Origin of the sequence: Fulvimarina thalattae (assembly GCF_040239565.1) — a bacterium.
GTDB lineage: Bacteria > Pseudomonadota > Alphaproteobacteria > Rhizobiales > Rhizobiaceae > Fulvimarina.
Genome location: NZ_JBEHWS010000023.1, coordinates 1 through 25,755 on the forward strand (window position 1 = coordinate 1; position 25,755 = coordinate 25,755).

The following is a 25,755-nucleotide window of genomic DNA, read 5'->3' on the forward strand; positions in this document are numbered from 1 at the left end:
CGCGAACTCCCATACGGGCCCGCAGCCGAATGGCTGCATCAAGAGGCCGGACAGATGGCAGCATCCGACATCGTGCCAACCCAACAAAAACCGCTTGCGTCCGAGGGGGCGTCCACAGATGGATTGCGGTCATCCGCGAGACTGTTAGACAACGGCAGCTATGCGGGACGATCCTGACATTCGCACTCGAGGTAATAGCCGCCCGAAAGGCTCATAGCCGACATTCCAAGCCGGCCAAACGATTGACCGCTTCTTACTCGCCTGGCCCACTTCCGTTCAACGCAGATCGCGCAGCGTTTTCAGCAGCTCCCGGTGGCGGGTCAAATCCAGGCCCGGCAAGGCCCAGGCGCTGATCGCCTCGGGGGCCCTGACGCCTGCCCCGAGCGGGGCGACAAGGGTCCCGGCCTCGAGGTGCCTGGCCACCAGCGCCCGCCGCGCAATCAGGACACCCGCGCCGTTCAGCGCCTCCTCGACAGCGACCGCGTAGAGAGAAAAGACCGGTCCGCGAGGGGCGAAGGCCTGCCCGGACAGCGCCGAGGCCGCCCACGTTGTCCAGTCGTCGGCCCATATGGCGTCTGTCAGGCAGGTCATCGTCCGCAGATCATCGGGCGTCCGCATCATCGGGGCCAGGTCGGGGGCGCATACCGGAAGGATCTCGTCGTCGGTGATGCGTCCGCTCATGTCACGACGATCATCGACGTAGAACAGGGAAATGTCGAAGGGGACGCGCTTCAGGTTCGGTGGCGTTTCGACGGCGGTGACGGAGAGCTCGACACCCGGCATCGCCGTGCGCAGGGCAGGGAGGCGTGGCGCCAGCCACAGCTGCGCGAGCGCCGGCAGGGTGGCAATGTGAATGCGCTTCGGCGCCGCGTCCTGCCGCAGCGCCTGCACGGCCTCCCCCAGTCGGTCGAATGCCTCGACGAAGCCCGGCAGCGCCCGCGCCCCGATCTCGGTCAGCTGCACGCCCTGGGCATTCCGCTTGAAGAGCGGGGCTCCGACCTCGCTCTCGAGGTTTTTGATCTGCGCCGCCACGGCGCCGGGCGTGACCCGCAGTTCCTCAGCGGCGAGGGCGAAGCCACCGAGCCTGGCGGACGCCTCGAAGGCCCTCAGGGCATTGAGCGACGGGAGGCGGGGAAAGGGCGGCGCAACAGACATATCATGCTCATTTTTTCTAAGCCTATTATTCCTGAAATCTGCGTTGCCGGAAAGCCGGGATCTGCCGAGGATTGCGTCAACCGGATTGGAGACCTCAGATGACCATTCAAGACCTTCGCCCCTGGCTGCCCGAAACCGTTGCCAACCGCATTGCCGAGATCAGTGCAGAGACCGGGCGCGCCCCGTCGGATCGGCTCGAAGCGCGTGTCGTTGCGCTCGCAGAACGCAACCGCGCCATCCACGAGCGCGAATGCTTCAACCTCAATCCCGCGACCAACGTCATGAACCCCCGGGCCGAGGCGATCCTCGCCAGTGGGCTCGGATCGCGACCATCGCTCGGTTACCCCGGAGACAAGTACGAGATGGGGCTCGAGGCGATCGAGGAAATCGAGGTGATCGCCGCACAGCTCGCGGCCGAGATCTTCCACGCCCGGCACGCCGAGATCCGTGTGGCCTCCGGTGCGCTCGCCAACCTCTACGCCTTCATGGCCACCTGCGCGCCGGGCAATGCGATTATCGCGCCGCCGGCCAGCATCGGCGGGCACGTGACGCATCACGGCGCCGGCTGCGCCGGCCTTTACCACCTCAAGACGCATGCCGCGCCGGTGAATGCCGACGGCTACACCGTCGACCTCGACCGGCTGCGCGACCTTGCCCTTGAGGTCCGGCCCAAGCTCATCACCATCGGGATGAGCCTGAACCTCTTCCCGCATCCGATCCGCGAGATCCGCGCCATCGCGGACGAGGTCGGCGCGAAGGTCCTGTTCGACGCCGCCCACCAATGCGGCATGATCGCGGGCGGCGTCTTCGCGGACCCGCTGGCTGAGGGCGCCCACTTGATGACCATGAGCACCTACAAGAGCCTCGGTGGTCCGGCAGGCGGCCTCATCGTGACCAACGACGATGACTTGGCGCAGCGGCTCGAGCAGATCGCCTTCCCCGGGCTGACCGCGAACTTCGACGTCGCGAAATCCGCCGCGCTCGCGATCGGGCTGCTGGACTGGCGGGAGTTCGGTGTCGCCTATGCCGAGGCGATGGTCTCGACCTCCCGGGCATTGGCCGAGGCTCTCGCGGCCGAGGGCATGCCGGTCTTCGCAACCTCGCAGGGCTACACCGGCTCGCACCAGTTTGCGCTCGAGGCCGCGGCCTTCGGGGGCGGGCAAGCCGCGTCGAAACACCTGCGCAAAGCCAACCTCCTTGCCTGTGGCATCGGCCTGCCGATCGCGCCCGTCGACGGAGACCTTAATGGCCTGCGCCTGGGCACGCCAGAGCTCTGCCGCTGGGGCATGACGGACCATGACATGGCGCAGCTGGCAAACTTCATCGCCCGGGCCCTGCGATCATCGCAGCCCGAAACGCTGGCACCGGATGTCGCCGCGTGGCGCGGGGGGTTTGACCGGCTCCACTTCATCCGAGGGTAAGGATCTGATCCGGGGGAAACTCCGGACGGAAGGCGTAGGCCAGGACTTTGTCGGGGTGACCCCGCCTGCTGATGCCCCGCCGAGGAGGCGCAGACCGGACGTTCGTTAAGCAAGCGGCGAAGGTCCGGTCTGCGCCCTTGACGCCATGTGCTGTAGCTCGCGCGATTGTCGTGGATGGGCTCTAAGCGGCCGTTCGTACCGCGCCCTGTGAACGTCTCCAACGGATCGTGAGCGGCCGTGGATAAGACGATCTAGCGGATCACGATCACTTCGACGCCGATGGTCTCTGCGACGTTTGACCAGACACGATCAGCTGTGACCGCCGGCATATCGAGCATCCGCGCAAGGGCGAGACAGCTACGATCGCCGAGGCTGAGGCCGAAGGCCTTCGTCCACTCGACCAGTTCGGCTGCCCGCTCGGCGAGTTCCCAGGTTAGATCGCGTCCTTCGAGATTGAGAGAGCGGACAGCAAGACGGGCATCTTCCGGCGCCATGCCCTTCGATGCTAGACTTGCGAGCAGTTCCTGAACATTGACGGTTGAGATGATCGCGCGGTCCTCGAGCATCGACGCGACTTTGTCAGCTCCGACCTCGTCCCGAAGGAAGGCCATGATTGCGGAGGTGTCGAGGACCATGCCGGTCATTTTCCACCTTCCGCTTCGCGCAATGCTTCTGCGCGCCGTTCCTCGATCAGATCACTCACCAGGTCGACATCAGCGGGAATGGATTGACGAACAAGGTCCTGCGCTCGCTTGAGGGAGCGCCGCAGCGTGGTCACCTCGACCTCGCCATTCTCCTTCTCGATGAACACGATCTTTCCGCCGCCATCTAGGTCCAGCTTGGATCTAAGGGCCGAGGGGAGATTCATCCGCCCATTTTTTGCCACAGGCACGATATGTCGATCGAGCATAAAAATGATTCCTGGTATCTATTAGGAAATCGGGTAGTTTACGAATATAAGGCTTCATACGGAAAACGGGAAGAGAATTATATATCAACCCGATCTATGATTCTCATCCAGCGCATATTTGACCGATTATGCGCACATCTGTGGAAAACACTCATAATCCAGCTTGATCCTGTTTCGGGCATGCTCGATAAGTCTGAGGGCGTTTTCGATCGGTTTTACATCTCTCTCGTCCGTTGTCCCGCGCATGTCCCGTGTCTTTGCCTATGCCCGTGTGTCCACCGTCGAGCAGACGACGGAGAACCAGTTGGGGGAGATCCGGGCGGCGGGGTTTCAGGTTCAGCCGCGGCGGGTGATCGAGGAGACGGTGTCGGGCTCGGTGGCGGCATCCGAGCGGCCGGGGTTTTCGCGGTTGGTCGACCGGCTGGAGGAAGGCGATGTTCTCGTCGTCACCAAGCTCGACCGGCTCGGGCGCAATGCGATGGATGTGCGCAAGACCGTGGACGAACTCGCCGAGCTCGGCATCCGGGTGCATTGCCTCGCGCTCGGCGGCGTTGATCTGACCAGCCCGGCGGGGCGGATGACCATGGGGGTCATCAATGCCGTTGCCGAGTTCGAGCGCGATCTTCTCATCGAGCGCACCCAGGCCGGGCTCGAGCGGGCGAAGGCGCAGGGCAAGACGCTCGGCCGCCCGCCGCGGCTGACGGAAAATCAGCGGCAGGCGGTGGTGGCCAAGCTCGCCGACGGTTTTTCGATATCGCGGCTTGCGCGGGACTACGGCGTTTCGCGGCTCACCATCACACGCGCGCGCGACAAGTATAAAGGGACGAGTGTGCCGGCGGAGGGTGATCCGGGCGAGCCCGCGACGAAATCAGCCGGGTCTTTCGAAGCTGGGCAGGAAACCGGTGCGAAGCGGGAGGCGGTCGATGCCGATCAAGCCTGATCTTCGCGGCTTCTATCCGATCGACTGGGCCGAGCTCTCGCGCTCCATCCGCTTTCGCCGCGCCAAGGGCCGCTGCGAGCACTGCGCCCGGCCCCATGGCGCGACCGTCTGCCATCTGGGCGATGGGCGCTGGTACGACGAAGAAGCGGCGACTTGGCGCGACGGCAAAGGCCGCAAGCTGCGCACCAATCTGCCCGCGCCGGAAAGCCTGCCGGCGGAATTCGCGGCATCGTTCACCAGGGTCTCCCTCGCCTGCGCTCATCTCGATCATGACGTCGCCAACAACGAGCCGGCCAATCTCGCCGCCCTCTGCCAGCGCTGTCACATGATCCACGACCGCCCCCATCATCTCGCCCGCCGCAAGATCACCTATCTCATGCGCCGCGCCATCGGCGACCTGTTCTCAGGGAGATATCGGTAGGAAACCCGGTGGCGATGAATCAGGCTGATCCCTCTCGAGCAACTGCAGCCGAAGCCGCCAAGCATTTCCATTCAAAGTCCGTCGGCTGCGCGAAGTATGAGCGGCCATCTTCGATCACAACGGACAAAATCCCCGCCTAGATCGACGCTATACGGCAGCTGAAAGCTAAAGGGTTGCTCAAACCAAACCGCCAGCATCGCCGGTTGAAGCACCTACACGATCGCATCGAATGCGACCATTGCGGCCGGAAGGCATCACGCCACAAGCGATGAAAGCCCAAGCCTCAAACCATTGTCGTATGACTATAACAACTGCATGTATTTTTCGGTTTTGCTTAACGCTGTGACTCAAACCTTTCCATAAATACTCAAATTGTTCCGGATATTCCAGCCTTGTTAACCAAAGCTGGCACAAAGATTTCTCCTCATTCATGTCCTGGCTCGTCGCCCGGACGGCTGAACGAAGGGGGAGAGCATGATCATTCGCGCAGCAATGATAGCGGTCTGGTTGTTGTCGGCTTCCGTCTTCGCTCTCGCAATACTTCAGCCGGTTGGAACGACTGGCCAGACGATCCTCGCCGTCACGCTCGTCGCTGCCATGCTCGTCCTCTGGCAGACGGGAAAACGCAGCCCGACCCGGCGCATCCTCTTCATGGCGCTCGCGGTCGGCGTCATCGGCCGCTACGCCTTCTGGCGGACGACTGAGACGCTTCCCCCTGCGGACGAGCTCGCCAACTTCATACCAGCCATCCTGCTCTACGGCGTCGAGATGTTCGCCATTCTCGTGCTTCTGACGAGCCTATTCGTCGTTCTGAAGCCCCTCGGCTCGCGGCAGGGCATGGCATCGCCGGAACCGGAAGGCGAGGAGAAGCCGACCGTCGACGTCTTCATCCCGACCTATGACGAAAGCACCGAGCTTCTGACGGTCACCATCGCCGCGGCCCTCGCGATGGACTATCCGCGCGACCGCCTCAACGTCTATCTCCTCGACGACGGCGGCACGGACGCAAAGCTGAATGCAGCCGATCCACTCGATGCCCGCCTTGTCCGCCAGCGCCGCGACGCGCTCCAGACCCTCTGCAACGAGATGGGCGCCATCTACATGACGCGTCCGGTAAATTGCTCGGCGAAGGCGGGCAATCTCAACGCGGCACTGCCGCGGACGCGCGGCGAGCTCGTCGCCGTTTTCGACGCCGACCATGCGCCTGCCCGCAACTTCCTCACAGAGACGGTGGGCCATTTCGCCGAAGACGAGAAGCTGTTCCTCGTCCAGACCCCTCACTTCTTCCTGAACCCCGATCCGATCGAGAAGAACCTGTCTCTGTTCAAGCGGATGCCATCGGAGAACGAGATGTTCTACGGCGTGGTCCAGCGCGGGCTCGACTCCTGGGGCGCTGCCTATTTCTGTGGTTCGGCTGCCCTGCTGCGGCGGCGCGCCCTGGAGTCGGTGAATGGCTTTTCCGGCGTCACGATCACCGAGGACTGCGAGACTGCGCTCACGCTTCATGCCAAGGGCTGGACGAGCCGCTATGTCGACAGGCCGCTGATCGCCGGCCTGCAGCCGGAAACGTTCGAGGGCTTCATCGGCCAGCGTTCGCGCTGGTGCCAAGGCATGTTGCAGATCATGATGCTGCGCAATCCGCTGTTTGCGCGTGGTCTTAGCTGGGCGCAGCGTATCTGCTATCTCTCGTCCGGCATCTTCTGGCTGTTCCCGATTGCGCGGCTGACCTTCATGCTGGCGCCGCTCCTCTACATCTTCTTTAACCTAGAGATCTATCAGGCGAGCTTGCAAGAGTTCTTCGCCTATACCGCCCTCTACATGCTCGCGAACGCGATGTTGCAGAATTACCTTTATGGCGACGTGCGCTGGCCGTGGATTTCCGAACTCTACGAATACGTCCAGTCGGTCTATCTCGTCCGGGCGATCGCGGCCGTCCTGCGCGCACCGAAGTCCCCCACCTTCAAGGTGACCGCCAAGGGTGTCACCACCGAGAGCGACCGTCTGTCAGGACTCGCAAAGCCCTATTTCGTTATCTTCGCTGCAATTCTGGCCGGCGCGATCTGGTGCGGCTGGCGTTGGTACGTGGAGCCAAGCTCCCGCGATCTTCTTGCCGTGGTCGGAACCTGGAACCTCTTTAATCTGGTGGTCGCGGGCCTTGCCCTCGGCGTCGTCAGCGAGCGGGCCGAGCGGCGGCGCAATCAGCGGCTGGACGTTTCGCGCAACGGCGAACTTAGCCTTGGTGAGCAGGCAATGAACGTCGTCATCGAGGACGTCTCTTCCAGCGGCGTGCGCGTGCGCCCGATCGGCTTCGACATCACAACCCTGGCAGAAGGCACCGTGCGCGGTACACTCACTTTCGAAGGCAGCGCCGAGGCCGGTCTCGCCGTGCTATTGCGTCGGCGGATTCCCGATGCGCGCGGCATCTCGCTCGGACTCGAATTCAGCGCTCTTGCGCCCTCGCAGATGCGGCTCGTCGCGGACCTTATGTATGCCGACGCCGCGGCGCTTTCTACGGCTCGCGAACACCGCCGGAAGGCAATGGGCATCGTCGGCGGCAGCGTCAACGTCATCAGCTGGAGCGTCTCCAACAGCGTGCGCGCGCTCGGCTCGCTCAGCCGCAAGCCTGGGCGTACGAGTGGCTTCACGCCGGCAAACGACAGTGCGGTTCATGGCGCTGCGCCGGTAACGCAGAACGTGAAGGCAGGCTGATTGATGATACGCAAACACCTGTTGAACGGCTGCGTTCTCTCCATCCTATCGGCGAGCGCCCTTCTTGCCTTTGGTGACGCCGAAGCGCAGCCAATGCCGCCAACGCCGATGCCGTCTGCCGATGGGGGACTTCGCGAAACCCACGTGTTCGGCGCACTCCGCCCGCTGCCGGCCACGCCAGAGGACTTCTACCTGCAAGGCGAGACTGCCCGACTCGGCTTCGACGTGTTCGTCGGCGCGAACGAGGCGCGCGCCGGCGGCGTCTTTCAACTTGGCTATGAAACCGACGTGTCGGTGATGCCCGAAGCATCGCGGATGACGATTTTCCTCAATGGCGAGCCAATCAACCGCTTCTCCATCGGCGGAGAACGCAAGCCGCCACGCCGGATTGCGCTTTCGCCAAAAGCCTTGCGCAGCGGCTGGAACCACGTCGAGATCAAGGTCGAGCACCGCCACCGCGTCGACTGTTCGATCGGCAGCACGTACGAATTGTGGACGCGGATCGACAACACCACATCCGGCTTCCAGTTTGCAGCTGAGGAGAGACCCACACTCTCGCAGCTGCCACTTCTCCCGCTCGATCATCGGGGAACGCTGGTTCTGAAGGTCCATGGCAACACGACGCAGCCAGAGGCCGTCGAGACGATGCTGGAGACCGCCGCCCGCTTGGCCCGCTCCTCCGGTGCTCCTTCGGCAAGGCTTGAATTCAAGGCCGTGCCGCACCGTGCCGTTCCGGCTGAAACAGGAAAAGAAGCCGCGGAGGACAGACAGCCTGCCGGTCTCGACGTTTACTTCGGCACCGCAGCGCAGGTTTCCGCGATGATCCACGACCGTAAGGGCATCGACCCCGCGCTGGAAGAACTCCAGTTTTCGGAGGGCGGCGCGGCTACGCTCGTGGTCGATCCGCGTGATCGCAAAAGGCTCGCCCGGCTCTTCGACAAGCTCTCCCCGGTCGAGCGCTCGGTGCGTATGGCCTCTTCGCGTCGCCCAGCCTTCGACGACCGTACGGTCACCTTCCGCGATCTCGGGCTTTCGAGCAGCGAATTTTCCGGCCGCCTCTTTCGCGGCGGCTTCAGGCTGGGCCTGCCAGCCGATGCGGTGATTTCAGACTACGCCTCGGCGGAGCTGAAGCTCGATCTCGGATACGCGGCGGGCCTTTCGGGCAACAGCGAATTCCGCGTCCTCGTCAACGGAAAGTCGGCCGCGATCCTGCCGCTCGGGCGCAGCGACGGCGATACGATGACTGCCCGTTCCCTGAGCATTCCACTGACCGCCTTCCGTGCCGGTGAAAACCACGTCGAGTTTGAGGGGGTCGTCGCCCGACCGGCGGACCGGAAGTGTGCGCCGAGTCTCCAGATGCGCGGCGATCCGCGTTTCCTGCTCCTGGAAACCTCGACCATCACGATTCCGCGCCTCGCCCGCATGGCGACCTTACCAAATCTAGCGGCCTCGTTCTCCGACTCCGGCATAAGCACGAACACGCCGGTTCCTGTGCGTCTTTCGGTCACCTCCTTCGACGAAAACTCTCTCTCCGCCGCCGGTACCTTTTATATGCGGCTCGCGCTTTCTGCCGCCGAACTTGCCGCACCGAAGTTCGCGAGTGTCGACGAGGTCATCGCTGAAGGCGGCACCATCTTTGCCAGTGCCAGCGAAGTTCGCCAGGAGGTCCGCAAGCATCTTGAGATCGACGACGCGGTCCTGACCGAGCTTGCCGCCAACGCCACCCGAATGTCGGACGCGTCAGCGTTTATCGAGGGTCAGGACCTCGACCATATGACAACCGGCGGCATCGGCTTCATATCGACAGCCGAGGCACGTGCGCGCGACATGACCCTCCAAAACTGGCGGGCGAGTTTCACCGTCGAGGACGAGCCCAGCTGGATCTGGAACGCGATGGTAAGCGGCACCGAGGCTATCGCGTCGGTTGGTCTCGGTGGTGAGAGTGAGCCACTCCCGGTCGACGACCGGACAAGCCTCGTGATGAGCCAGGCGCCGGCGAGCCAAGGGCGCGGCGCGGTCACGCTCGTCACCTCCCCAAGCAGCGCCGCGATGCCGACCGAAGTCGCTCATCTGGTACAGCCGGCCCAATGGACGCAGCTCGAAGGTCGTGCCGCGCTTCTCAAAGGCCATCGGGTCGAGACCGTCGACGGTTTCGTCAGCTCGATGTATGCCACGCAGCCGCTCTCGGTCGGCAATATCCGGCTCGTCATCGCGGCCTGGCTCTCCATGAATCCCGCCATCCATGCCGGCCTCCTGCTGTTGGCAGCCCTCGGCTTCGGCGCGGCGACGGCATTCGCGGTCAGGCGCAGCACGGATGGCAACGATTCCGCGACGCGTGCCAGCGAAGGGAGCGGACGGAATGCTTGACCGTCGCACCCTGCTTCGCCTTACCGCTTTTTCGTTGGCGAGTTGCTCCATGATGGAACCGGCTCTTGCCCTCGGAACGGGTGATGTCGGTCTTGGGACCGATCTTTACGCAGCATGGCACACCCGTTTCGTTGGGGAGGACGGACGCGTGATTGACGACGCCAATGGTGGTGTCAGCCACAGCGAAGGTCAGGGTTACGGCATGCTTCTCGCCGTCTTCCATGATGATCGTTCCTCTTTCGATCGGCTCTGGGCATGGACGCGCGAAAATCTCGCAATCCGAGACGATGCTCTCCTTGCCTGGCGCTACGATCCGTCGACGACACCCGCTATCGCCGACATGAACAATGCAACGGATGGCGATCTCCTCGTCGCCTGGGCTCTCGCAGAGGCTTATGGGCGCTGGAGCGAGCTATCCTATGAACAGGACGCAAGGCGGATCGGTCAGGCAATCCTAGACCGCACGGTTATCGAGCATCGCGAAAAGACAATCCTTCTTCCCGGCGCGGTCGGCTTTTCGGCCGAAAATCGAAGCGATGGTCCGGTAGTCAATCTGTCCTATTGGGTCTTTCCCGCGTTTGCCGCTCTCAACGAGATAATAGCAGATGCTGGTTGGCGCGGGCTCGCCGAAAGCGGCTTTGCTTTGATCAAAGCATCACGCTTCGGAGCCGAAAACGTTCCGAGCGATTGGATTTCGCTTGCGGATGAGACGCCGCGACCGGCTGACGGTTTTGCTCCGATTTTTGGCTGGAATGCGGTGCGTATTCCATTCCATATCGCCTTTGCACCGCCTGAATGGCGCGGCCCGCGCGGGCTCCTCGCGCCATTTGTGTCGTTGTGGCCGCTCGGCGCATCCCCGCGCCCGATCGCAGTCGGCCCGACCGCCGACACGCCTCCGGCGCGTTTCGGCTCGTCCGGATATGATGCCGTGCCTGCACTGACGACCTGCGCGGCTCACCGCCAACCCTATCCCGAAGCCCTGACACACCCCGCCGAGGAGCCCTACTTCCCCGCCGCCCTTCGGCTCCTGTCGATTTGCGCCGCCAAGAAATGGTATCCGGAATGTCTTGCTTGATCCTTCGCGCGTCATCCGCGCTCGTCGTCTGCGCTGGCGCCGTTTTCGGAGCGGCCGCGCTGGCTCAGGAAAACCGTCCGATGCAGGTCGTCGACGAGAGCGCCCTTCGCTACTATGCCACGCACGACCAGCCGGAGCGTTTCCAGGCTGAGCTGAAGCGCCTGCAGACGCTCTATCCGAATTGGTTGGCGCCCACCGACTTCTCCGAGAAATCCGGCGATCCAGAGAGCGAGCTCTGGGCGCTCTTCGCAAAGGACGACCTCGACATTCTCGAGAGTGAGATCGAAGCACGGCGGCTGAGCACGGGTTATACCCCTTCCGAGGATCTCAGCGATAAGCTGCGACTGAAGCACCAGCGCCTTCACCTGATTTTCGCCTCAGATAGCAAGAGCTTTGATGAGGTGATCGAAATTGCAGCGGACGAGCCGACGCTCGGCGGCTGCGATGATCTCGATGTCGCTTGGCGGATTGCTGAGGCCCGAGGCCGGATAACGAACGCCGAAGCGGCAATCAGTGATTACAAGGCTCTTCTTACCCGCTGTGACACGGTCGAAGCCCGTCGCGGGACTATCCAGATCGCGCTTGCTGCCTTCGGCCCCCAGGCTGCAGAGCTCCTTTCCGAACCTGTGATCAGCGCGGATCAGACAGGCGCTTTCGACGACATCGTGCTCGACGTGACCCGCGCGGAGATCGCGGCCCGACTGGAAGACGAAAAAGCGACCGACCCGGACGCAAAGCGGCTTGCGCATTTCATCGAGACAGCCATCGAAAACGGGACAGCAAGCGACGTTCTTCTGGTCGGCTGGCTCCGCCGTCAGCGCCTGGACCACACAGGCGCGCTGAAGGCCTTCGAACGCGCAGCACACCGCGCCACGGATGAGGCCGATACCGACGAGCGCACGCGCCGACTAGCCGAGATCGAACTCGGCGCAATCCTCTCGCTCGTTTCGCTGGAACGGCAGGAGGAAGCAGCCGCGCGTGCCCGCCGCGCTCGGGAAATGACCGACGAGCTCGAAAACCTCTATGTCGAGATCGAGGCGACCCGCTTCGAGGGTAATCCTCCGCCGCGCCGTTCGAACGCGGAAATCGCCGACTTTGCAACTGCGACAACCCGGCAGCGTTCGGCTCGCGGCGCAGAAGTGCTCGGTTGGTATGCACACGGTTTCAAGCAGATGACCACGGCGCGCCAGTGGTTCGAGCAGTCCCTCGCCCAAGGCGAAAGCGAGGGCGCCGCACGCGGGCTCATCCTCGCCACTGCCGCCTCCGGTGATATTGCTGAAGCAAAGCGGCTGCGCAGCTACTGGTCCGCCCGTTACGAGGAGCTCGCCGAAATCTCGCTTGGTCAAGCAAAAGCAGGGTCGCCCAGAAGGTCCGCGCCCGCGCGCGATCCGATCATCGTCGCCTTCGAAGCCAAACGGTTCAGGCAGTGCGCCGAGGCCGCACAGGCCAAAAGGTCCCTGACTGTCGAACAGTCACTCATCTACGGCTGGTGCCTCCTTGAACTGAAGAGGCCGAGCGAAGCGCTGCAGGCTTTCGACAAGGCGCTCTCGGGCCCGACTTCGGTTCGGCGCGATGCCGAATATGGTCGCTCGCTCGCACTCCTTGCCGTCGGCGATCTGAGAAGCGCAGGCGCTGCCGCCGATACGGGCCTGATGAGCGATGGACGGCGACGCGAAATCGGCCTTGCTCTTCTCGCAGATCAGGCGATCGCAGCCTTCGATGCCAAGCGTTATCGCGATGTGCTCGGGATTCTCGAGGAGCGCAGCCGTTTTGCCCCTGACAACCGTCGTCTGGCGCTGCTGCGCGGCTGGTCCTACTGGCATCTCGGCCGCCGCCAGGACGCCGAAACCGTCTTCGAACGATCCGACCGAATGCTTTCGACCCGCGAGACCCGCGAGGCCCTGGCCGTCGTGAGGAGCAAGAGGTTCTGACCATGTGCCGCTTTCCGAATTCCAAAACGATCCTGAGACTACGGCTCATCGGCCTCGCTGTCTCCGCCCTTGCCCTTGGCGGCTGCACTCAGTCCACCGGCGCCTACGATGTCCTTGCCTATAGCGAGCCGTCGGCGCGACTGGTTACCAGCGAAAGCATTGCCGATCATCGGCGCTGGGCCGAACTGCCGGCGGATGCTGGCAGGGTTCTTGACGTCATCGAAAACCGTCGTCCGACGATCGTCACACAGCGGATTGTGCTTTCGGGTGATGGCAGCTTCGAGCACGAGAACATGATCCGTCTCGAAACCGGTGGTGCTGATGGAACGGCGCCGAACCTCCTGCGCTCGCCGCGGCTTAACGAGATCATCGCGGAACTTGGGAAATATGGCCTTGCTCGCGGTTTCGCCATCGCGGACGAACCGAATTTCAATGCCTATGGTCCGTTTGGGTATGCCTATGCTCGGGAAAAGGGTGGAACATGCATCTATGCCTGGCAGTGGCTCGATCTTCGAAAAATCGACGGCGCGTCCTCCGGCCTTGGAATCCGCAAGCAGCCGATGAGCATACGAATCCACATCTGCCAGAAGCGACCGCTCGGAGCGATGGTCGCATCGATCCGCAATCTTCGCCTCTTTCCCGCTACAGATGGGCTGGCACTTGCGACTTCCCGCGCCTTTCGTACGGGTCCGGATGCGCTGAACATCGCGAACCGCACGATGGGCGTTGCGCGCTGGGCCTCTTCGGTATCGACAAACCCTGCACAGTCGAGCCGAACGCTCTCCTCGATTGCGAAAACGCCCAAACCGGGCAAAGCCGGACGAGCAAAGAGCGCATTTTCGACGAAAAAACTCTCGCCTCAGGTTTCAGCAGAAACCGGGCCGAATATCCCCGCGCCGTCTGACGTTGCAATCGACGGTTCGAAGATCTCTTCCCTTCCGAGGATAACCGAGCCGAAACCTGCGCATATTGCAGAGAGTGCGGTGCCGGATCGAAGCGAACGGCCTTCAGACGAGGCGCCCTTCATCCCCGCACCTCCCTCTCTCACGCAGGCGACTTCAACTTCGCCTGAGGCGAGCGCGACGCGTTCCTGATCCAAGGGCGTTCGGACGTCACGGTTTCACACCACTGGCGATAGCCCGATAGCGGTAAAAGCTTCAAAGGCGGTCCTGCGCTGAAGGTAGAGTGATCTCCGATGCCTGACAACGGAGGAACAGATTACCCTGTTGCGGCCGTTGGCCTTGTCGCAACATTTGGCTCAGCCCGCGAAAGCCTTGTTCGGAACGAAATATTCAGGCCTTGTTGACTTTTTGGACCCCGACGATCTGCGCGACGAAATTGTTCTGCCGATGAACGGTCCACTCGTCAGCGAAGCCGAAGCCCTTCTTCAGCCAGAGCATGGCTTCGAACCCTTTGATCGTTCGCCGGGCGGTGTTAAACGGGCGAATGCCGCCGATCCTCGGCATGGCCTTCTTCTCCCGGAGATGATCGCTCTCGATCCCACGTTGAAGGTGCTTGGTGACATGATGGACGGGACCGGACGGCAGTATGCGCTCTTCGACCGCGAGTGGGATGGCAGCGTGGAACGCGCCTGCGCCGCCCATGCCGATCGTCGTGGGTGAGAGAAGCGATTCGTCCTTCAGCATCTTGCGGAAGAAGCGCCCGGCCCCATCGGCGTCGCGCTTGGCCGTCAGCTGGAAATCGACTGGGATCCCATGCTTATCGATGGCACGATACAGATACCGCCAATGGCCCCGGATCTTCACATATGTCTCATCGATCCGTATCGAGCCGCAATGAGGTTTGCGAAACCGGCGCAGCCGGTTCTCGATCAGCGATGCATATGTGAGAACGCAGCGGTTGATCGCCGAATGATCGACCGCGAAGCCGCGTTCGGAGAAAATCTCCTCAAGGTCCTGATAACCAAGCGTCTAGCGTAGCTGCCATGTCACCGCCTGCACGATCAGCCACGCCTCGAACTGCCGGCTTTTGAAGCCGTCTTTCGACTTCCGCTTCAGTTTCTCGGCGATCGTGTTCAGGATCACGGCAAGTCTCTCCAGTCGTGAGAGAGCAAAATCGGTGAGTACGGTCACCGAACCATTAAGCGGCGAAAGTTTGCAACAAGGCCGTTCTTACACCAAGCCACGAGATAGGACCCTCATCAAATAGACGCAATTTCAATAAGGATTGCGTATCATCGGACCATCGAGCGTAAGGCTAGGGCAACGTCCTGGAATCATTGTGAAGCGATGCGGTTCAGCACCAACATCATGATGGCGCCTAGCTTGAAGATTATCGGATTTTTAACCATCGCCGCGATGCGCGCTCCTTTCTCAGGAGCGGCTTTTCCGCGTTCATTTCGATCCAAGTTCCTCGGCTGTAGAGGAAGCCTGCTGCGGCACTCGCAAGAGTTCAACCGAACTGTCGTCGACCGAGAAATGAGGCACAACGGCAACAGAGGGCTAAGTTCGCTTCCCGCGTTGGTTGCATTTTTGTTTGTCAGTGCGTGTTCGACAACCGGACAGCCGCGAGGTCCGGAGCGTACCGAAACCGTAGCCTTGAGTGAAGCATTCGTCATTCCATCTCCGGGCGGACCGGCGCTCGTCGAAGTACTGGAGACCCGATATCCGAATGCAACCCAGCAAAAAATTCTCCTGCGAAACGAAGGCCGCTATCCGGGACAAGACTTTCTGCTCGTTCAGTATTTCGGACCGGTCGGAGCAACTGGAAGTGGGCGGACCCCACTGAGCAATCAGCCACTGTTCGCCGCCAACATCGACCGAGAGATCAAGGCCGAGTTTCCAAACATCACTATGCTACGGTCGCCTACATACGTCCAAAATCGGTATGGACCATTTGGATATGCGGTTGGCCGCTCGAATTTGGGAGAAACCTGCCTTTACGCTTGGCAGCGTATATCTGGAGGCGCGGCTCCGCCGATGATCTTTCGTTCGAAGGGCACAATAGAGATGCGGCTTCGCCAATGCGGAACAGGCAACGCCGAAAACCGTCTTCTTGCGACAATGTATGGCCTGACGATCAGAGCCTTTTTCAGCAACATTACATGGGATCCCTATCCTTCTCCGCCGGGCGCCGATCCTCGGCTGGGCGCGAGCGGATCGCCGATCTATCCCCTGGGCAGCAGGGGCTTCGAAAGAGTCATTGAAGCAGAACCGGCGGAAAATCGCCCGAGAGTCACGAGAAAAAGAGCGATTAATCGGGACGCACCAAGCCAGCGTCAGGCGGTCCGCCGCGTACCCGCTTCTCAATCTCCCGCACCGGAGCCCGTCTCACTGCCGGCCCCAATAGGCCCGCCCGTGCCTCCGCCTCCCGGGTCAGTGCAGAGAACAAGACCGTCTTCATCGCAGGACACTTCGGTATCTGTTGGGTCAGAAACCAGCCCAGCGCCAACTAGTCTGAGGGGGCCGGCGGTTCCACCACCGCCACCAACCGCTCAGAACTAAACAACGGTATGTAAGAGGAATGCTTGTCGCCAAAACGATTATCGCTTTGTTGTGGGCCGCGGCTTCGGCAGTCGCGCTCGTTGCGATAACTTTGCCGATCAGTCTTCAGGCTCACTTGATCGCGGTCGTACTCGTCCTCTCCTTGATTCTTCTTCTCAAGGTTTTGAATCTAGGCGGCACTTGGCGCTTGGTCGCTATGGCTCTCGGGACCACGATTGTACTCAGATATGTATACTGGCGTACGACTTCTACGCTTCCTCCTGTTAGCGAGTTGGAGAACTTTCTGCCTGCGCTCCTGCTCTATTTGGCCGAAATGTACAGTGTCCTGATGCTGGGACTCAGCCTCTTTGTCGTAGCTGCACCGCTACCTCCCCGTAACGTCAGAACCAATTGGAGTTCCGATCGTCTTCCGAGCGTTGATGTGTTCGTGCCAAGTTACAACGAAGATGTAGAACTTCTGTCGAACACGCTCGCTGCAGCTCTGTCGATGAACTATCCCTCCGACCGCCTTAAGGTCTGGCTGCTGGACGATGGCGGAACCACCCAAAAACGTACCTCCGAGCATGCCGGTGAGTCGCAGAATGCTGTCAGACGGCATACGAAATTGAAGCAATTATGCGAGGAACTTGGTGCAATTTACATCACGCGCGATCAGAATGAACAAGCAAAGGCCGGCAACCTCAATAATGCGCTGATGCACTCGCAAGGCGATCTCGTTGCGGTTTTTGACGCAGACCATGCGCCCGCCAGAGACTTCCTTATACGGACGACCCACTTTTTCGAGCGAGATCCGAAACTCTTTCTTGTTCAGACCCCACATTTTTTTCTCAATCCCGACCCTCTCGAAAAAAATCTGCGAACCTTCGAGAAGATGCCTTCGGAAAACGAGATGTTCTATGGCATCATACAGCGCGGTCTCGACAAGTGGAACGCTGCTTTTTTTTGCGGATCGGCCGCCGTTTTGCGTCGCGAAGCACTAAAAGAAACCGGCGGTTTTAGCGGGCTAAGCATCACAGAAGACTGTGAGACCGCTCTTGAGTTGCATTCGCGCGGCTGGAACAGCATCTACGTCGACACGCCCCTCATTGCCGGCCTCCAGCCAGGGACCTTCGCGAGCTTCATCAATCAGAGAAGCCGTTGGGGTCAGGGTATGATGCAGATTCTACGGTTCCGTTTTCCGCTTTTCAAACGCGGCCTCTCTCTACCGCAACGCCTCTGCTACATGTCAGCGACCCTATTCTGGTTATTTCCGTTTCCCCGTCTGATCTTTTTAGTCGCCCCGCTTTTCTATCTCTTCTTTGACTTCGAAATTTTTACTGCGTCTGGCGTAGAATTCCTCGCCTACACGCTGACCTACGTCATCGTGAACCTTATTATGCAAAACTATCTTTATGGACGTTTCCGCTGGCCTTGGATCTCAGAACTTTATGAGTATATCCAAACGGTTCATCTCTTACCGGCAGTGTTCTCGGCAATCGTTAACCCTCATAATCCGTCGTTCAAGGTAACATCGAAGAACGAGTCGATCGTTCAGAGCCGATTATCGGAACTCAGCCGCCCTTTCTTTACGATCTTCGGCATTCTGCTTGTTGCCCTTGGCGTTACGATCTACCGGGTAATGTATGAACCCGATCGCGCTGATCTCACTCTGGTGGTCGGCGGATGGAACTTGCTTAATCTGCTCCTGGCTGGTTGCGCCCTCGGTGTCGTGTCGGAGCGCGGCGAGAGAAGTGCAGGGCGACGCGTCAAGATTTCGCGGCGTTGCGACGTATCCGTCAAAAACCAGACATTTGCCGCGACGATAGAGGACGTCTCGGTGCGTGGCGTACGCGTCCGCATCTTTGGCGAGGTTCCGCAAGACCTTGAAATAGACATGGGCATTTCCCTGCAGTTTAGCTCCCAGATGTCAGGTCAAGTTGCGTCTCTCCCGGCCATCATCCGCAACGTCCGCGCCGAGCCGGACGGAGCGACCGTTGGCTGCAGCTTCGTTCTCGAAAAGTCGAGTGTCCATTTTCTCGTCTCCGATTTACTTTTTGCGAATTCGGGAAATTGGCGCTCGTTCCAGCAGTCGCGTCGCAGGAACCCCGGTCTACTTCGCGGCACCGCATGGTTTGTTGGGCTATGTTTGTTTCAGACCTATCGTGGACTATTCTACCTCTTTCGTGGTGCGCGCGCACGTCAGCAACACTTCAGGAGTCTCCGAGCAGCCCGCGAGGGTATGCGATGAAAACTGTCCAAAATTTCGCCGCCGCCCTTCTCGTATGTATTCTCGCAGCCGGATCACCCGCCGCCTCGCAAACGGCACCCTTTGACATGACACCCGAGCGTCCGGCTGAATCCAGCAATGAATCCGCGCCCGCGGTGGCGCCTCCGGAAACTCTACTTCCCGAACCTCGAGCCAACTCTGCCCCCGAAATAGCGCCATTTCCATCGAGTCCGACCGACAACACGCTGCAACAGCAGAATGGATCAACGCCTGGGTTACGTGCGCCAGCGGAATCTACATCTACCCAGACCGTGCCAGTCGAGCCAGCGCAAGGAGAGAGTACAACTTCTGACACGACAGCAGCCGAACAAGCTTCGCCGTTGCCAGCGGCATCATCGCCTTCTCCCGACGCAGGCGAGAACTCCCGCACGACTGAAGAGGAGTCGAGTGATGGATTTCGCCGATATATCGTACCGATGGAAGACTTCTCGCTATGGGGGGAGATCGCTAGCCGAAGCTGGTCGATCTATTTGACGCCGGAGCAGGCTCGGTCCAACTCGTCCATCACAGTCGCTTATCAAAACGCAATTGTCGCTGCACCCGAAGCATCGCGCTTGATGATTTTGCTCAACGGCCGTGTCGTGATCGACGAAGCCGTTGCTTCGTCGCAAGGTGTCACACCTATTTCCAGCACGATCCCACCCGGCCTCCTACGCGCTGGAGGCAACGTCGTCGAGTTTCGGACCAGCTTGCGCCATCGAACCGACTGCACGATCAGCTCAACATTCGAGCTTTGGACCGAATTCGATACATCGCAGACCTTTCTTACCTTCGAGGACACCGACGCGTCTAAGTTTCGGCGTATCGAGGACATCCAAGCGATTGGATTCAATCAGACGGGACATACGAGATTTAACCTTGTTGTATCCGACAGCGACATTTCATCGGCTACACCTTCTCTGATCGAGCTCGCCCAGCGGCTATCGCTTCTTACACAGATGCCCAATCAGTCCACGTCCGTTACGACGACGATATCGACCGAAGCTCAAGCAGGCACACTAACGGTCTTCGTTGGGCCCATCGCCACGTTGAGTGAGATTGGTGCACCGGTACCGACCCACATCGAAAGTAACGTGCTGTTCGTGTCTGACGGAGATCCGACCGGTCCCAACGTCGTGCTCGTTACAGGTCAGAATTGGAGTGATGTGGACGCGACGATCGAAGGCATCTCAAACGTTCGGGACGAGCCGAGCTCTCAGTTGCGCAACGCTATCGCTCAGCCATCGTGGCGTGTGCCCGCTGCTCCGATCTTTCGCGGAAAAACTATGACGTCGTTTGCAGATCTCGGTATCCAGACACGGGAATTTTCTGGACGGCGATTCCGGACCGATTTCACGATCGCGGTGCCAGCGGACTTCTATGCTCAGGCTTATGGCGAGATGACGATCCTTCTCGACGCCGGCTATACGAATGGTGTTCTGCCGGGCAGCCGGCTCGACGTTTACGTGAACGGCAATATCGCGACAACAGTACCGATCGGCGGAAATAGCGGGGCTATTCTGCAGAAATTTCCTATCCAAGTGACGATGCAGCATATTCAGGCCGGCGTTAACGATATGGCACTTGTAGCCAATCTCATAACGAGCGCGGATGATGCTTGCGTTCCAGGATCGACAGCTTCCGGCGACAGCCGCTTCGTCCTCTTCGATACGTCGCAATTGCAATTCCCAGACTTCGCCCAGATTAGCGTGCGCCCGAACCTCTCAGCCTTTCGCGGTGTCGGCTATCCTTATAACCGTTCCACCGAACCTGTTCCGCTTGTCATGACTGAAGAAGGCCCGGAAGCAGCTTCGGTTGCCGCAACGCTCATGGGGCGTATCGCGAGTATCGCCGAACGCCCGATCCCTTTTACCGTGCAGAGAACGCCGTTTTCCATCGACGATAAAGACGCAATAATTGTTGGACCGATTTCGCAGACAGCAGATAGCGTCCTCACTCAGGTGGGCATCGATCCTGCAGCGAAAAATAGATGGGTAGAGACAGACTCCTCAGATGTACAGGATGAGACTGGCGCCGCAATTTCTCGTTGGCGCGATGATATAGTACAAGAGGACTGGCGTCATCCACTTATCGCTTTGGAAAACTGGCTTCAGAAAGAGTTCGACGTCTCGCCATCAGATCTGCGTATTATGCCGCAGGAACAGCCACCCTATTTGCCGTCGGCCAACTCATCGATGCTCGTTGCACAGGGCATCGCCCCCGACGAGCATTCAGTCTGGACACTCGTCTCCTCCCCTTCCTCTTCAAAATTGGCGGACGGAGTCGACAAGCTCACCACCTATAACGGCTGGAGTCAGCTCGGAGGAAGGGTGACCTCTTACAATTCCTCCGACGGAAGCTTCGATCGGGCGACAGTCGGCATCCAGGAACTAGTCCAGTCGCAGCCTGTCACGTTCAGCAATCTAAGGCTTATCGCTGCAAACTGGCTTTCGATGCACCTTCTCGCTTATGCGACGCTGCTCGTGATTACGGCCCTTTTGCTAGGAATAGCAACGACGGCACTCACTTCTGTTCTGGGGAGACGATGATGAAGGGGTGGTTCTGTGCAGCGCTCGCAGTGTTGATGTTGCTCGTCGGAACCACCTTCGGCGCCGCACCAGCACGAAGCGCCACGATCCAGCCAGATGACTGGTCAGCCTACAAGGCAGCTTTCGTCAATCAGGACGGCCGCGTGATCGACACCGGCAACGGCGGCATTAGCCACAGCGAGGGTCAGGGTTACGGGCTTCTTCTGGCCTATCTTGCGAACGATCCAGCTGCCTTTGATCTCATTTGGTCCTTTACACGCACCGAATTTCTTCTTCGTGACGATGGCCTGGCCGTGTGGCGTTGGGATCCCAACAAGACGCCGCATGTCACCGATCCCAACAATGCGACGGACGGCGATATTCTCATCGCCTACGCCCTGGCGAGTGCTGGTAGAGACTGGAACCGCGAGGAGCTGACGACCACGGCGACAGGTATGGCAAAGGCAATCGGACACCTCGTCCAGTTGCATCAAGGTCGGACCATTATGCTTGCCGGTAAAGCAGGCTACGGCGCCGATGATCGCAAAGACGGCCCGGTCGTCAACTTGTCCTACTGGGTTTATGAAGCCTTTCCAGTCCTCGCCGAACTCGCGCCCGATACAGAGTGGTCTTCGTTAAATCAGAGCGGTTTGACGCTCCTTGAGCAGGCCCAATTCGGCCCCCGCAATTTGCCGCCAGAGTGGCTCTCTTTGCGGACCCGACCCAAGCCTGCCGACGGGTTTGAAAATCGGTTTGGCTACAACGCACTTCGTATTCCGCTCTATCTCGCACGCGCCGGTGTGCGGGATCGAGCGCTGCTGACCCGCCTGCGCGAAGGGATGACGAACGATGACGGTCAGGTCGTGGTCGTTGACCTAGACTCCGGTACGGTCGAAGAGGTTCTTTCAGAACCAGGCTATGCAATTCTGCCCGCTCTAGTCTCCTGCGTCATCGACCAGCGCCCAATCGATCCCAAAATCCGACGTTTCGAGCCGACACTCTACTATCCGTCGACAATTCATCTCCTCGCGCTTTCCTATCTCTCAGAGGAACATCTCGATTGCCTCCGATGAGAAACCGGTATCGTTTAATCGGCGGCATTTTGGCGTGCGTCCTCTGGTCCGCCGCAGTTGGTCCTAGTCTTCCTGGCATCAGTATCGGGTCCGCTCACGCGCAAAGCACGGCCTCGGGACCGACGCACTATTCTATCGTCGACGAAAATCAGCGGCCGGAGAGCACGAAAAGAGTAGAACAGAGCAACACCGAGACGCCGTCGCATGCTGTGGATACGGAGCTGCAGACAGGTGCTACACGTGATCCGCTCAACTTCACGATCGAACGTGATAGTTCCGCAGACGCGGAGAACGAGCCAACCTCGGAACCGAGTGCAGAGACCGCCGACGATCCCCCGAAGGAAGAAGAAAGGTCCGGCGCGCGTGACCTGACCGTTCAGGCGCAAGCCGTTCCGCCGGGCGGAAGCCAGCGCTCAAATTCACAGCAAACTGAGTCCGCGGAACAGAAAGTTGATGAAAGTGCGCTCCGCTACTTTGCACAACAGGGCGACACGCAACGCCTCGAAGCTGAAATTGCGCGTCTTCGGGCTCTGTATCCGGACTGGGAACCGCCAGACGATCCACTCGCGGTACCCGAGATAGGCGACCCGGACCTCGATCGCATGTGGTCACTCTATTCGAAGGGAAGATACGCGGAAGTCCGCCAAGCGATTACCGACCGCCAAGAACGTGAACCCGACTGGACACCGCCGCCCGATCTCCTCGAGCGCCTGCGCGTGGCAGAGAACCGATTGCGCCTTATTAACGCGTCTGATCTCAGGCAGTACGACACTGTCATCCGCATCGCCACCGAAACGCCAAGTCTTCTGACCTGCAGCGAAGTCGATGTTCTCTGGCGCGTGGCAAGCGCATTCGCCAACACCGATCGACCAGACCGCACTCTCGACGCATATCGCTACATCCTGACAAATTGCGAGGATCCCGGCGAGCGCCTCGCCACGATGCAGATGGCCACCCAGCGCCTCGAACGTCCGGCGCTCGATGAGTTGCTCGCCCTTGAAAAGCCATCTCCAGAAGGTCCTGGCGAGTTCGACACGATACGGACGGAACTTGCGCGCCAGAGTCTCGCCGAAGCCGGCGACGAATCGGATTTGACAGTGCCCGAGACCGACCTTCGGCGCATCCGACAAATCGCGAGCGACACAGACAACACCGCTGACCAGATACTACTAGGCTGGTACTATCTTGAGCGCGATAATGCTGCCGAAGCCGAGAGATGGTTTCGCCAGTCACGCGAGATCGAGATAACAAGCGAAGCTTCACGGGGATTGGCCCTCGCTCTCCTTCGGCAGAATGAGCCGTCGGAGGCCGAATTGGTGATACGTCCCTTCGCCGACGAGTCGGAGGATGCAGGCGAGGTCTATGTTGCGGCTACGGCGAACCTTCTTTCGATCGACCCTCCGCCGATCCAGCCGACCACTATCCTTCGGTTGATGGTCGATACAGTGGCGCGGCTTGAAGACGTAAACGGAGCCCGCGAACTTGGCTGGTATTCATACGACCTCAGCCAGTTTGCGACCGCCGAGCTATGGTTCGAGACCACGCTCAATTGGGAGCCGGACGATGAGAGCGCCGCTTTCGGTCTGGCCCTGACCAGAAAACAGCTGGGCGACGAGGCCGGCCTCGAAAGCGTCCAGCTTGAATGGACAGGGAGATCACCGAGAATCGCGGCTGTTGGATCGGCAGCCGATACCGCTGAAGAGGCTGCTTCGTCCGCTACGACTGCGGCGCAAGCAACCACTGAGATGGCCGCGAGTTCTGCGACGCCGGACCGTGCGGATCCACCATCCCGCGAGCAACGGAATGTCGAACCACGTCCGATGGCGTACACGACTAGAGAGCAACCGCCCGCTATCACACGCACAACCCCTCCCGTAACCGCACAACCCGCGCGGAAAAACCGTCGACAGGAAGCGCCCAACCGCACCGGAAGGTCATGCAGCGAAAGCATCGATCCCCGCACCCTGTCGCCGCAAGCGGCCCTTGCACGTGGGTGGTGCTTGATGGATTTGAATCGTCCGATAGTCGCGGCTAAGGCCTTCCAAGTTGCCTTGTCTTCCAATTCGCCGCAGGTTCGCCAGGATGCGGCTTATGGCCAGTCTCTGGCCTATATCCGGGCTGGACTATCCGACAAGGCTGCCGTCTCCGCGGCCAAACAGCCCCAATCGAGTGCGCGCCGGATCGAACTCGCTACCTCGCTCCTGGGCGCGCAGGCCGTCGAATCGTTCGAATCCGAGCGTCCTGTCGAGACATTACAGGCTCTCAACGAGAGATCGCGGATCGCGCCTGAGCGGATCGACCTGATGATCCTTCGAGGATATGCCTATCTCGATCTCCGGCGCTACAGCGATGCAGAGCGCGTGTTCGCTGCCGTGGCGGCTGCGGGAAGCCGCGAAGGCGCACGAGGACTTAACGCTGTTCGCGAAGCAACTGGCTATTACGGATCTGACTAGTGCCTGTTGACATAGTGGATTCCCAAACCATCTGAGGTTTGTTTCAAGGCTGTCTTTTGGGGTTAGCTTTGGCGCGGGGCGCTCTGACGGACGAAGAATGGCGGTGATCGGCGAACTTCTGCCGAGCGAGTGGGGTCGCAAGTCCCGCCCAGCCCAAGACAATCGGCCCTGTCGCAAACTTTTCGGTTTAACTCTGTGGCGACCTTGTTCGTTGTTTTTCGCTCTCTATTGACGGGGAGCCTTGCGATGATCCTGAACACAATCGCCGAGAAGCTGAAGCGGCAGTCGAGGGACGACTTCAAGGGCCGGCAGTTCGACGCCTGGCTGATCGTGCAGGCAGTCTCGTGGTATTTGTGACGTTGCCCCCAAGTTTTATCCATCCTGAAGTTCGTTTCCGGCGTTTTTGTTGCCCTGTTGGGCGGTGTATGCGGCGGGCTTCGGCGCGGAGCCATCCGTCGAGTCCAGCGCCAGATCCCGTCGCGTTCGATAGGTCGCAGCGAATTCGGTCGGAGTGTTCCATCCGATCCCGGAATGGGGGCGCGCTGTGTTGTAGTCGGCCTGCCAGAAAGCGAGCTTCTGCCGGGCTTGGGTCATCGACGAGAACAGCGTCTCATTGAGCAATTCGTCGCGCAGGCGGCCGTTGAAGCTCTCGATAAAGCCGTTTTGCATAGGTTTTCCCGGCGCGATGTAATGCCAGTCGATGCGCATCTTGTCCGCAACAGCGAGGATGGCGTTCGAGGTGAACTCGCTGCCGTTGTCCGAGACGATCATCTTCGGCTTCCCATGCAAGGCAATCACGCGATCCAGTTCGCGAGCGACGCGAGCGCCGGACAGCGAGGTATCGGCGACCAAGGCCAGGTTCTCACGCGTGCAATCGTCGACGACCGCCAGGATCCGGAAGCGCCGCCCATCGGTGAACTGGTCGGCGACGAAGTCCAGCGACCAGCGTTCGTTCGGCGCCAGCGGCACCAGCATCGGCGCTCTGGTGCCGATCGCCCGTTTGCGACCTGCGCGGCGGCGCACCGCCAGCCGCTCCTCGCGGTAGAGGCGGAACAGCTTCTTG

At 60.3% G+C, this 25,755-nt stretch carries 17 protein-coding genes and 3 pseudogenes; 14 read left to right on the forward strand and 6 right to left on the reverse strand.

Going from position 1 to position 25,755, the window contains the following annotated elements:
* Nucleotides 1–276 precede the first annotated feature (276 nt).
* The gene (locus ABRA89_RS18640; protein ID WP_110815140.1) at nucleotides 277–1,155 is read right to left on the reverse strand and encodes a LysR family transcriptional regulator; all 879 of its coding nucleotides are present in this window, start codon (nucleotides 1,153–1,155) and stop codon (nucleotides 277–279) included.
* A gap of 98 nt (nucleotides 1,156–1,253) precedes the next feature.
* On the opposite strand from ABRA89_RS18640, the gene ABRA89_RS18645 reads away from it, so the two are divergent.
* On the forward strand, nucleotides 1,254–2,576 hold the full coding sequence (locus ABRA89_RS18645; protein WP_349943002.1) for a serine hydroxymethyltransferase: 1,323 nt from the start codon (nucleotides 1,254–1,256) through the stop codon (nucleotides 2,574–2,576).
* 251 nt (nucleotides 2,577–2,827) lie between these two features.
* Here ABRA89_RS18645 and ABRA89_RS18650 read toward each other — a convergent pair whose 3' ends face one another.
* The gene (locus ABRA89_RS18650) at nucleotides 2,828–3,220 is read right to left on the reverse strand and encodes a PIN domain-containing protein (protein ID WP_349943003.1); all 393 of its coding nucleotides are present in this window, start codon (nucleotides 3,218–3,220) and stop codon (nucleotides 2,828–2,830) included.
* Nucleotides 3,217–3,486, reverse strand: coding sequence for an AbrB/MazE/SpoVT family DNA-binding domain-containing protein (locus ABRA89_RS18655; protein ID WP_349943004.1), 270 nt, complete (start codon nucleotides 3,484–3,486; stop codon nucleotides 3,217–3,219). The genes ABRA89_RS18650 and ABRA89_RS18655 overlap by 4 nt, the downstream gene beginning before the upstream one ends.
* Before the next feature lie 244 nt (nucleotides 3,487–3,730).
* Here ABRA89_RS18655 and ABRA89_RS18660 point away from each other — a divergent pair.
* Both ABRA89_RS18660 and ABRA89_RS18665 read left to right on the forward strand, forming a co-directional pair.
* Nucleotides 3,731–4,300 (forward strand): annotated as a pseudogene (locus ABRA89_RS18660) (recombinase family protein); the annotation flags it as partial.
* A gap of 109 nt (nucleotides 4,301–4,409) precedes the next feature.
* Nucleotides 4,410–4,847 carry a hypothetical protein gene (locus ABRA89_RS18665; protein WP_349943005.1) on the forward strand — a complete coding sequence of 146 codons (438 nt, stop codon included), beginning with the start codon at nucleotides 4,410–4,412 and terminating at the stop codon, nucleotides 4,845–4,847.
* Nucleotides 4,848–5,024: 177 nt separating this feature from the next.
* Here the strand turns inward: ABRA89_RS18665 and ABRA89_RS18670 are convergent, their stop codons facing one another.
* Nucleotides 5,025–5,279, reverse strand: a complete 255-nt coding sequence (locus ABRA89_RS18670; RefSeq protein WP_349943006.1) for a hypothetical protein — start codon at nucleotides 5,277–5,279, stop codon at nucleotides 5,025–5,027.
* 42 nt (nucleotides 5,280–5,321) lie between these two features.
* Between ABRA89_RS18670 and bcsA (ABRA89_RS18675) the strand changes: the two genes are divergently transcribed.
* From bcsA (ABRA89_RS18675) to bcsN (ABRA89_RS18695), 5 genes are read left to right on the forward strand one after another with little or no spacing between them, the layout of a single operon-like run.
* Nucleotides 5,322–7,556 carry a UDP-forming cellulose synthase catalytic subunit gene (gene bcsA, locus ABRA89_RS18675; protein ID WP_349943007.1) on the forward strand — a complete coding sequence of 745 codons (2,235 nt, stop codon included), beginning with the start codon at nucleotides 5,322–5,324 and terminating at the stop codon, nucleotides 7,554–7,556.
* A 3-nt stretch (nucleotides 7,557–7,559) separates the two neighbouring features.
* Nucleotides 7,560–9,923 carry a cellulose biosynthesis cyclic di-GMP-binding regulatory protein BcsB gene (locus ABRA89_RS18680; RefSeq protein WP_349943008.1) on the forward strand — a complete coding sequence of 788 codons (2,364 nt, stop codon included), beginning with the start codon at nucleotides 7,560–7,562 and terminating at the stop codon, nucleotides 9,921–9,923.
* A 49-nt stretch (nucleotides 9,924–9,972) separates the two neighbouring features.
* A complete protein-coding gene (locus ABRA89_RS18685; protein ID WP_349943009.1) occupies nucleotides 9,973–10,998 on the forward strand; it encodes a glycosyl hydrolase family 8 in 1,026 nt (341 codons plus the stop codon).
* Complete coding sequence (locus ABRA89_RS18690; RefSeq protein ID WP_349943010.1) at nucleotides 10,986–12,929, forward strand: tetratricopeptide repeat protein; 1,944 nt, start codon at nucleotides 10,986–10,988, stop codon at nucleotides 12,927–12,929. The genes ABRA89_RS18685 and ABRA89_RS18690 overlap by 13 nt, the downstream gene beginning before the upstream one ends.
* Before the next feature lie 2 nt (nucleotides 12,930–12,931).
* Nucleotides 12,932–14,023, forward strand: a complete 1,092-nt coding sequence (bcsN, locus tag ABRA89_RS18695; protein ID WP_349943011.1) for a cellulose biosynthesis protein BcsN — start codon at nucleotides 12,932–12,934, stop codon at nucleotides 14,021–14,023.
* Nucleotides 14,024–14,221: 198 nt separating this feature from the next.
* Here bcsN (ABRA89_RS18695) and ABRA89_RS18700 read toward each other — a convergent pair.
* Nucleotides 14,222–14,974, reverse strand: a pseudogene (locus ABRA89_RS18700) (IS6 family transposase).
* 393 nt (nucleotides 14,975–15,367) lie between these two features.
* Between ABRA89_RS18700 and bcsN (ABRA89_RS18705) the strand changes: the two are divergent.
* From bcsN (ABRA89_RS18705) to ABRA89_RS18730, 6 genes and pseudogenes are all read left to right on the forward strand, one after another.
* Nucleotides 15,368–16,393, forward strand: coding sequence for a cellulose biosynthesis protein BcsN (gene bcsN, locus ABRA89_RS18705; RefSeq protein ID WP_349943017.1), 1,026 nt, complete (start codon nucleotides 15,368–15,370; stop codon nucleotides 16,391–16,393).
* Between the two features lie 19 nt (nucleotides 16,394–16,412).
* The gene (gene bcsA, locus ABRA89_RS18710) at nucleotides 16,413–18,620 is read left to right on the forward strand and encodes a UDP-forming cellulose synthase catalytic subunit (RefSeq protein ID WP_349943012.1); all 2,208 of its coding nucleotides are present in this window, start codon (nucleotides 16,413–16,415) and stop codon (nucleotides 18,618–18,620) included.
* Nucleotides 18,617–21,187: a cellulose biosynthesis cyclic di-GMP-binding regulatory protein BcsB gene (locus ABRA89_RS18715; RefSeq protein ID WP_349943013.1), complete on the forward strand. Its 2,571-nt coding sequence runs from the start codon at nucleotides 18,617–18,619 to the stop codon at nucleotides 21,185–21,187. Before bcsA (ABRA89_RS18710) ends, ABRA89_RS18715 begins: the two co-directional genes overlap by 4 nt.
* Nucleotides 21,187–22,239: a glycosyl hydrolase family 8 gene (locus ABRA89_RS18720; protein ID WP_463671319.1), complete on the forward strand. Its 1,053-nt coding sequence runs from the start codon at nucleotides 21,187–21,189 to the stop codon at nucleotides 22,237–22,239. Before ABRA89_RS18715 ends, ABRA89_RS18720 begins: the two co-directional genes overlap by 1 nt.
* Complete coding sequence (locus tag ABRA89_RS18725) at nucleotides 22,236–24,692, forward strand: tetratricopeptide repeat protein (protein ID WP_463671320.1); 2,457 nt, start codon at nucleotides 22,236–22,238, stop codon at nucleotides 24,690–24,692. Before ABRA89_RS18720 ends, ABRA89_RS18725 begins: the two co-directional genes overlap by 4 nt.
* Before the next feature lie 246 nt (nucleotides 24,693–24,938).
* Nucleotides 24,939–25,046: pseudogene (locus ABRA89_RS18730) on the forward strand (IS6 family transposase); the annotation flags it as partial.
* Between the two features lie 18 nt (nucleotides 25,047–25,064).
* Here the strand turns inward: ABRA89_RS18730 and ABRA89_RS18735 are convergent.
* A partial coding sequence (locus tag ABRA89_RS18735; protein ID WP_349943016.1) for an IS3 family transposase occupies nucleotides 25,065–25,755 on the reverse strand: 691 nt, incomplete at its 5' end.

What these genes read in the sequence shown, in the direction of transcription:
- ABRA89_RS18690 (WP_349943010.1), top strand. Translation starts at nt 10,986, where the DNA reads ATGTCTTGCTTGATCCTTCGCGCGTCATCCGCGCTCGTCGTCTGCGCT.
- ABRA89_RS18685 (WP_349943009.1), top strand. Translation starts at nt 9,973, where the DNA reads ATGATGGAACCGGCTCTTGCCCTCGGAACGGGTGATGTCGGTCTTGGG.
- ABRA89_RS18720 (WP_463671319.1), top strand. Translation starts at nt 21,187, where the DNA reads ATGAAGGGGTGGTTCTGTGCAGCGCTCGCAGTGTTGATGTTGCTCGTC.
- bcsN (WP_349943017.1), top strand. Translation starts at nt 15,368, where the DNA reads ATGAGGCACAACGGCAACAGAGGGCTAAGTTCGCTTCCCGCGTTGGTT.
- bcsA (WP_349943012.1), top strand. Translation starts at nt 16,413, where the DNA reads ATGCTTGTCGCCAAAACGATTATCGCTTTGTTGTGGGCCGCGGCTTCG.
- ABRA89_RS18665 (WP_349943005.1), top strand. Translation starts at nt 4,410, where the DNA reads ATGCCGATCAAGCCTGATCTTCGCGGCTTCTATCCGATCGACTGGGCC.
- ABRA89_RS18640 (WP_110815140.1), bottom strand. Translation starts at nt 1,155, where the DNA reads ATGTCTGTTGCGCCGCCCTTTCCCCGCCTCCCGTCGCTCAATGCCCTG.
- bcsN (WP_349943011.1), top strand. Translation starts at nt 12,932, where the DNA reads ATGTGCCGCTTTCCGAATTCCAAAACGATCCTGAGACTACGGCTCATC.
- bcsA (WP_349943007.1), top strand. Translation starts at nt 5,322, where the DNA reads ATGATCATTCGCGCAGCAATGATAGCGGTCTGGTTGTTGTCGGCTTCC.
- ABRA89_RS18650 (WP_349943003.1), bottom strand. Translation starts at nt 3,220, where the DNA reads ATGACCGGCATGGTCCTCGACACCTCCGCAATCATGGCCTTCCTTCGG.
- ABRA89_RS18655 (WP_349943004.1), bottom strand. Translation starts at nt 3,486, where the DNA reads ATGCTCGATCGACATATCGTGCCTGTGGCAAAAAATGGGCGGATGAAT.
- ABRA89_RS18645 (WP_349943002.1), top strand. Translation starts at nt 1,254, where the DNA reads ATGACCATTCAAGACCTTCGCCCCTGGCTGCCCGAAACCGTTGCCAAC.
- ABRA89_RS18715 (WP_349943013.1), top strand. Translation starts at nt 18,617, where the DNA reads ATGAAAACTGTCCAAAATTTCGCCGCCGCCCTTCTCGTATGTATTCTC.
- ABRA89_RS18725 (WP_463671320.1), top strand. Translation starts at nt 22,236, where the DNA reads ATGAGAAACCGGTATCGTTTAATCGGCGGCATTTTGGCGTGCGTCCTC.
- ABRA89_RS18680 (WP_349943008.1), top strand. Translation starts at nt 7,560, where the DNA reads ATGATACGCAAACACCTGTTGAACGGCTGCGTTCTCTCCATCCTATCG.
- ABRA89_RS18670 (WP_349943006.1), bottom strand. Translation starts at nt 5,279, where the DNA reads ATGAATGAGGAGAAATCTTTGTGCCAGCTTTGGTTAACAAGGCTGGAA.